The following is a 7,582-nucleotide window of genomic DNA, read 5'->3' as shown; positions in this document are numbered from 1 at the left end:
TAATTTGAAGATTGTAGCAGTAGTGATAGCTGGATTGTTTCTTTTAAACAGCACAGTATATGGTATAGATTTGTGTAATGAATCCCACCTTAGAGTTCCATCTGCTTTTCAAAATCCAGAAGATTTAAGAAGATTAAAAGATGCTTTATTAGAGTTAAGTAACGAAGACGTGGGAGATGTTATAAGAGAGGATTTAGAGACATCACTTATAGGCATACCTTTTCCAGAAGATTCTACACCACAAGAAAAAGAGGAAATCAGAAGACAAAGACGTACTATGGTTCAACATTTTCCAACAGTAGATGGTTCACGATTTGGTTTAGAAGGTGAGTTCAGGGTTGTTCCTATTAATGATTTACTTAGACGCACAGCTCATATGGCACATATTGGTCTTTCAGACTCTTATGGAGAAACTGTTATTTATCTGGATATGGATTTATATAACGCTTTTTTTGATGCAACATCAGTGTCAACAAAAACAGTTTTTGAATTAGACATTCAAGCTGGAGGAACATCTATAAACCATGAACTTAGGACTATAGCACTTTATACTCAAGCAATAGAAAGAGGGCGATTTGAAGGAGACTTTAAAGGGGTAAGGAGAGAAATAGCACTTGGTGGTGTTACATCAGTTGCTGACTTACGGGAGTGGATGAGGAATAATCCTAGAGAGGCTTATGAATTGAACGAAATGATTCATAATGAAGCTAATGAAACAGAAGGATGTGACATAGAGCCGTTTTATAGAGATAGTAGATTTATTGAAGGAAGAATTGACGAGGGTTCTGTAGAAAAGCTTAGAGCAGAATTCCCTCTTTGGCAAGAAGGTGATGCTATTCCATCTGAACATACTCCCAGTGTAGCAGCTTCAACTACTCTAGTTGATAAAGCACAAATGGAACTATCTGTTGTTATTCCAGAGCATGTGGCTCTTGAAGCTAAAGTTATTACTATTGATTGGGGAGGAACGCTCACGCCTACTGATAACAGTAATATTGTTCCGTTGGATGATTTTCTAATGGATTCTTTATTAACTATAGAGTTACTTTTGCTTGCAGATGATGAGTTGACTATTCACATTGTTTCAGGAGGAAAAGTTCAGGATAATATAAATAAAATACTTGAACTTTCTCCTCGTTTTGTTCTATTACGAGGAGAGCGATTTCGTGTCCATGAACGAGTAGCTGATAAAGCACAGCAGGTAAGGGATATTCTTAGCCAGACTAATATGTCAGAAGATTGCGTAGTAGCTATTGGCAATAACGAAACAGTTGATGGTTCAATGGCTCTTAACGATGGGCATTTCGTTAAGGTATTTCCACATACACGTTCTGTTGACCCCACTGCATTGGATGTGTTGGGACATATATTAGATGTAAAAAGTCATACTCGCTTCAATCGAACGGATTCCGTTTCTTCTACTTTTAATCCAGACCAAATACCTGTTGGCCAATGGGAAAATGCAGGAGCTTTAGTTAGCGTTCCTATAGATGATTGGAATATGAGAAGTCCTGATGAAATTTTTGATGATGGCTATTATGCTGAACAAGCAGCATTTAGACAAGACCTTTCGACGAGATTACCGCATGGAGAAGCTGTTGTAGCTATTTTGGCACAAATTGACCAAGCTAGGGAACTTCAAAAAGGTATAGGTAATGGTATTTGTTATAAATGGAGTTGTGCTACTGCTTACGTACTTAAAGGATTACCTTATATAGAAGATGTTAAAGTGATGAGAACTAAAGATGATGCACAGACTTGGTTAGCAGTTAAATTTGAAGGTGATGGATGGTATGCATTTGACCGCATAAATGGTCATTTTGTTAAATATAGGGAGAATAAATTCGGGGTTTACCTTCCTCTTGCCGAAGCACAGGCTGTTGCAGGTTATTTTTCTGCTAGAGATAGCATCGAATTGATTTTCTCTGATGAAGAGCAATTATTGGACCGTGTTACAGCATATGTTCCTGATAGAGAGTTTTTGAGAGGAATACGAGAAAGTGCATCATTTGCCCAAGCTGCACCCCTTGATAATAGCCAGAGAGAGAAAACTATAAAAAGAACAAAAGTGCAACAAGATAAAATGGAGATGAGTCACAAAGCAGCAGAATATTTTGTTGGCAGATTAGCAGAACAACTTGAGGCTGGTGAAAAATTATTGGTTGTTTTTCCGACAGGAAGGACTCCAGAATATTTTTATGATTTATTGCCAGAGTATATTGATAGACTTATTGGAAGAGAAATATGGGAAGGTTTAGTTAGGGATGGAACTATTCAGTTTTGCAATTTAGACGAATATGTTTTTCCTGTCCCTGAAGGTGTATCTGAGACATTAAGACATCCAGAGACATTAGGTGAATTTTGTAATAATCTTGAAGCAATATTTGGTTCACAATTAGGTTCTGTAGTTAAAGAATTGAGTTACGGATATTATATGCAACAGACCTATAGAAAATTAGGTATTCCTGAATCAGCTGTGTATTTTATAAATGCTCTTCATGAGAATCCCCGTCAAGCAGCAGAGGATTATGAAGATATATTTAGAAAGGCCAGAGAAGAAGGAAGAAAGATAATAAGAGTATATGGGATAGGACCAGCAGAAGAAGGAGAAGGTAATCAAGATGTTCATCTTGCGTTTCTTAAACGAGGCACACCATTTACTCAAAGGGTTACACATTATACAGAGCTTACCGAGCCAGCAAAGGCCCAGAATAGAGAGGTTTTTGAACAAACGGTGGGAGGAGCAGGTGTTATAGATGTTCCAACGCATGCCATAAGTACGGGATATCCTGATGAAGATGATATTATAATTGTTCTTGCTTCAGGAGAATCAAAGGCATTATCTTTATATCTTATTATGAGTAATGAACCTACACCAGAAGTTCCAGCAACATATATTCATAGATGTGACGACCTAATGGTCTTTGTAGATGAGGCAGCCTTTTCAATGGTTAGAGATATACAGCAGACAGTATCAAGGCAAGCGAGGGCGAGTAGGGAAAAGGTAATTCCAATGCTTGCACAAGTTGAGCCTTTTGCATCAGCTTATCGTGCAGTTGAAGCTAAAAACTATCAAGATGCGTATGACCACCTAATGGCAGGGTTATTAGATGAACGTTATGTAGTTAGTATTGATACAGCTATAATCGTTTTAATGGAGTTAATTGTTAAGTATGATTCAAAAAATGAAGAAATCAAAAAAATATTACTAATAATAACTAAACATAGACATACTACTAATCAGACACAAATGAAACAAGAACTAAGACAGGTTATAATAGAGGGAAAAGAGGAGTCAACTATATATACCAAATTTGCAGAAGACAAAGATGGTCGAATGGTTGATGTTACTATCTTTCAGGAAAATAAAGTAATAGGAATTTTAAGTATTTGGATTAGTGTTCCTGAGGCATTTGATATCTTTCCACAAATGCAAGTAGACAAGGCGGTATTTAGCAATTTGAGTATTGGTGGTATTGAGCAAGCATTACACACGCTAGCTGATGCAGGGGATATTTCAAAGGTAATTAGACGCACTGACACTCATCAAAGAGAAATTGTAGGAGGTTTATTCCCATCTGATAAAGATAGTATTCCAATTAGTCCAACCAGTCTTAGAATTCAACATTTTCAAACACATTCGGGTACTCCTCTTTTGAGGCTAGTAGCAGATTATAAAACTATATCAGAAGGAAGAAGTGTATATGCAATCTTTCTTTACGGATACGACATTTATAATCAGCTTCGTGCTGAATATCCTCCTAGAATATTTGATGGAGATATTGGTGTCCCAGAATGGCTTGCACAGATTAATCCTGAGGCAGGTTTGACAAGCTCACAACTTGTTCAAGATGCTCCTACTGATAGAGTAGAATGGGAACAAACCCTAGAAGAAATTATTACTGATATACGTGATACGGGAAAAGAAACAATCATAGAGAGACAGGATGAAGAATTTCGGCTGTTTCGAATTGGTGCTCCAGAAGATAATGTGGCAATACTTATTCGAATGAATCCATTTCCATTAGGTGGTTATATCGAAGGAGAATGGTTTCTATTGGAGAATTTTGAAGACCAATTCAGAGACCAAGTAGAAAAACCAGTTAAAACACTTACTGTTCGAAGCATTGATAGTAAATATCGCCTTGAGAGGTTAAAACGGTTTGTAAATACGACACAAAACAGATGTTTAATAGCCCAGCAGACTCTTTGGGGTAGTTTGGAGCCTTTTTCTCTTGAAAGATGGCCACAAATAATTGAAGCAACAGAGGCACCAGGTTTGTTTACAATAGGTAAAACCTTATCCCGCCAACAAGAATATATGATAATCCCATATTTAGAACAGGTGCTTAATTCTTTAACTTCTGAAGAACGTTCTAGATTACGAATTCTTGATGTTGGGTTTGGTAGAGCATATCTCATTAGAGAAATTCATAGAAGATGGCCAGATATTCCACTTGAAAATATCGAAGGGGTTGAACCAAATCAAGAATTATATGAAACCGCACGAGAAGAAGGCTTAAATGTCCACTTGGCAGATGCAACAGACCTTCCATTTGAAGATGGTAGATTTGATATTGTGCTTTCAGCAAGTGTGATAGGATATAGAATTATGACTGCTGAACAAGGACATGATGCTTTAAAAGAGGTAAGACGAGTTTTAGGAGGAAGCATATTTCCAGATGGAGGATTAGCTATTCTTACTGCAACAGAGGCTATAACTCATGACCCTAAGGAACCAACAGTGCATCCCGTGGAACGGTTTAGACGATTAAAACTTTCTGCAGAAGCATTAAGTTTTGCTGGTGAAATGGGGAGAGATTTTGCCGTTTTACGACCGATTACAATAAATGCACTAAAACCAACCTTTGACAAAACATCTGTAGCTTACTCACCTGCTGACAAAATAGTTTCTGGTACTACTACCTTTTCCAAAAGCGAAATAGTCCCAGCCTTGTTTGATATGGGTGCAAGATTTTTCGGAAAAGAAAGACGTAACTTAAAAAATGTTGTAGATGAATTTTGTAATAGCAGAATTGCTAAACTCAACCCTATGAAGGAAGTGGCAATAGTTGTAGTTAATATGCCAGATGACGAAGAAGAAATATTAAGGAAACATTTTAGAAACAATGAGTTTGGAGATAGAGTTTTTATTCTAAATTTGTATAATTTAGAAGAAAGAACACCTGTATATAATTATTTTATGGGTCTTATTGATAGAGAAGATTACTTAAGAGATGCAATATTTGGAGAAGGATTAAGGCTTCAAGATAAGAGATTGGATGAACTAAGACGACATTTAGACCAAGCATAATTTTTAATATTCTACATTCCACCCTGCACAGTTTAAAATCTTCCCATTTTATCTTGCCTTTAACATGAACTTACAGGCAGGATACCCCCGCCCCTTTTGGATTCCATTATAGCCATATACCTGCGTAGACGCCGAACACCAAATTTGAAACTTTGTAGTGTGTAGGGTATAATTAGGGGAAATAGGAGGTGTAATTATGCTTATACTTGTTAGACTTTTTGGTGTGGTTATTATATGTATGGGGATTATTTTTTTAATAAACCCAAAAGCTGTAAAACAGTATATTTCATACTGGAAAGAAGGAAAAAAACTTCGGGTTGGCGGTATCATAAGTATTCTATTTGGCATTATCTTTTTAATAGCTGCTCCGCAGTGCAGACTGACAGGGTTTATTACCGTGTTAGGTATTTGGTCTATTATAAAGGGCGTGCTTTTACTCACGCTCAGTCAAAAAATGATGGCTGCTTATCTTGACTGGTGGTCAAACAAGCCTATTTTAGCTACACGCTTCCTTAGTATTTTTATCTTAGCTTTTGGTGTCTTGCTTATTTATTCTGCATAGGGAGTCTTAAGGCTAAAGTAATGGAGCAGTTTAGGTAATTCTACCCAAAATCTCCCAAAATAAACAAACGTTCGATTATTTAGTTGCTCATATTACCCCAAAGGAGTATCATATTTCTATAGCCACAAAGGGGTGGTAGATGAGAAAAGAGTTGGATGTTTACTATAAGGCAATCTTGGTATAAGACTGGGGTTACTTTTTGTATTTTACAAAAAAGAGAGGGGAGCATGAGAAAACTACTAGGAATTTTGTTATGCGTAACTTTAATTGGATGTGCGAGTGTTCAGCCTATTCAAAAAGGTAATCTAACTCCTGGGATGGCTAAAACAAAGATAATAAAGGGGCAAACGACACAGAATGAAATTTTAGAAGTATTCGGAGCACCTAATATAGTTACCAAGAATAAAAGTGGTAATGAGGTATGGACATACGATAAGGCTTCAGTAGAAACTGGGACTTCAGATGTATATGGCACTATTATTATAGCAGGAGGAACGGGGAGCCGAACATCTACATCTGCAAGAACCTTTACTTTAATGATTGAATTTGATGACAATGAGATGGTTAAAGACTACAGTTATAGGTCAGCAGCATTTTGAGAGGAGGATGTATAGTGTGAAAAGGATTTTGTTAGTTTCAATGTTAGGCATGTTTCTTTGTGGTTGTGCTGGGGCTCAATTATCCAGTATCCAGAGGAGAAATATAGAAGCTAAGCAATTTGAAGGAAGTTTTGATAATGCTTTTAAAGCTACATTGGCTGTCTTGCAAGATAGAGGGTTTATGGTAAAGCATACAGATTATTCTGCTGGAGTAATACAGGCAGAAACTGGAGTGAAAAGGAGTTTCTGGACAGGTAGGGAGACCAAGTTTACCGTTTCAGTTACTATTGAACAATTTGGTGAAAATGTTGTAAAAGAAAGAATTACTTTTTTAAAGGGTAGAGTTGTAGATGCAGGACAGTATGGAAGATCTGAAAATTCAAACATAATTGAAGATCCTACATTGCTACAAGAAATATATAATGAAATTCAAAAGGAGATATTTGTAAGACAGAATTTAAACAAGTAAATCAGATATATAAAATGAAACATTATATAGTGTGCTTTTTATTATTATCTATAACAGGCTGTGCTACAGAGTACTCTACCTTAAAACCTTCTCAAAGAAGACTCGTGGAAGCAAAAGAACTCGAAGGAAGTTTTGATATTGCTTATAAAGCTACTATGCAAGTATTGCAAGATAATGGATATATAATAGCAAGTAGTGATTATAACGGGGGTGTAATAAAGGGTGAGACTGGGTGGAAGCCTCGCGGGATATTTGTTCCCAGACAGTATGAAGTAAGTGTCCTAATTGAAGCCTGGGGTGAAAATAAAGTAAAAGAACGTCTCACTTTTTTATTAAAAGAGGATCTAGGGTTAGGCTCACAGAGGTCAAGGCTTATAGAAGACCCCAAACAATTACAGAGATTTTATGATGAGATTCAAAGAGAGATATTTATAAGGCAAAATTTAAATAGATAATCGAAGCCCTTCCCAGTCATAATTTCCTGTCAAAAGCATATAAAATTCCCAAATAAATAATCGGTCGTTTGTTTACCCTTGTCTTTAAAGTGCCTCAGATGCTTTTGAGATGCTTTTGTAGGATGCTTTTGTACCGTTTGCGATTTTCCTCACCAATCTGTCCCAGAATCACGCTTCAAAGTG

At 36.6% G+C, this 7,582-nt stretch carries 5 protein-coding genes; all 5 read left to right on the top strand.

Annotated elements, in window-relative coordinates:
* The first annotated feature begins 22 nt into the window (after nt 1–22).
* The 5 genes from KKC91_00900 to KKC91_00880 all read left to right on the top strand — a co-directional run bounded on the left by KKC91_00900 (nt 23) and on the right by KKC91_00880 (nt 7,399).
* Nucleotides 23–5,314, top strand: coding sequence for a methyltransferase domain-containing protein (locus KKC91_00900; GenBank protein MBU0477115.1), 5,292 nt, complete (start codon nt 23–25; stop codon nt 5,312–5,314).
* 196 nt (nt 5,315–5,510) lie between these two features.
* A complete protein-coding gene (locus KKC91_00895) occupies nt 5,511–5,876 on the top strand; it encodes a hypothetical protein (protein ID MBU0477114.1) in 366 nt (121 codons plus the stop codon).
* 227 nt (nt 5,877–6,103) lie between these two features.
* Nucleotides 6,104–6,475 carry a hypothetical protein gene (locus tag KKC91_00890; protein ID MBU0477113.1) on the top strand — a complete coding sequence of 124 codons (372 nt, stop codon included), beginning with the start codon at nt 6,104–6,106 and terminating at the stop codon, nt 6,473–6,475.
* A 16-nt stretch (nt 6,476–6,491) separates the two neighbouring features.
* Nucleotides 6,492–6,944: a hypothetical protein gene (locus KKC91_00885; GenBank protein ID MBU0477112.1), complete on the top strand. Its 453-nt coding sequence runs from the start codon at nt 6,492–6,494 to the stop codon at nt 6,942–6,944.
* Between the two features lie 14 nt (nt 6,945–6,958).
* Nucleotides 6,959–7,399, top strand: coding sequence for a hypothetical protein (locus KKC91_00880; protein ID MBU0477111.1), 441 nt, complete (start codon nt 6,959–6,961; stop codon nt 7,397–7,399).
* The last annotated feature ends 183 nt before the right edge of the window (nt 7,400–7,582 follow it).

It is taken from the genome of bacterium (assembly GCA_018812485.1).
In the GTDB taxonomy this organism is placed as follows: Bacteria; JAHJDO01; JAHJDO01; order JAHJDO01; family JAHJDO01; genus JAHJDO01.
This window is presented reverse-complemented; position numbering and strand designations above follow the sequence as displayed.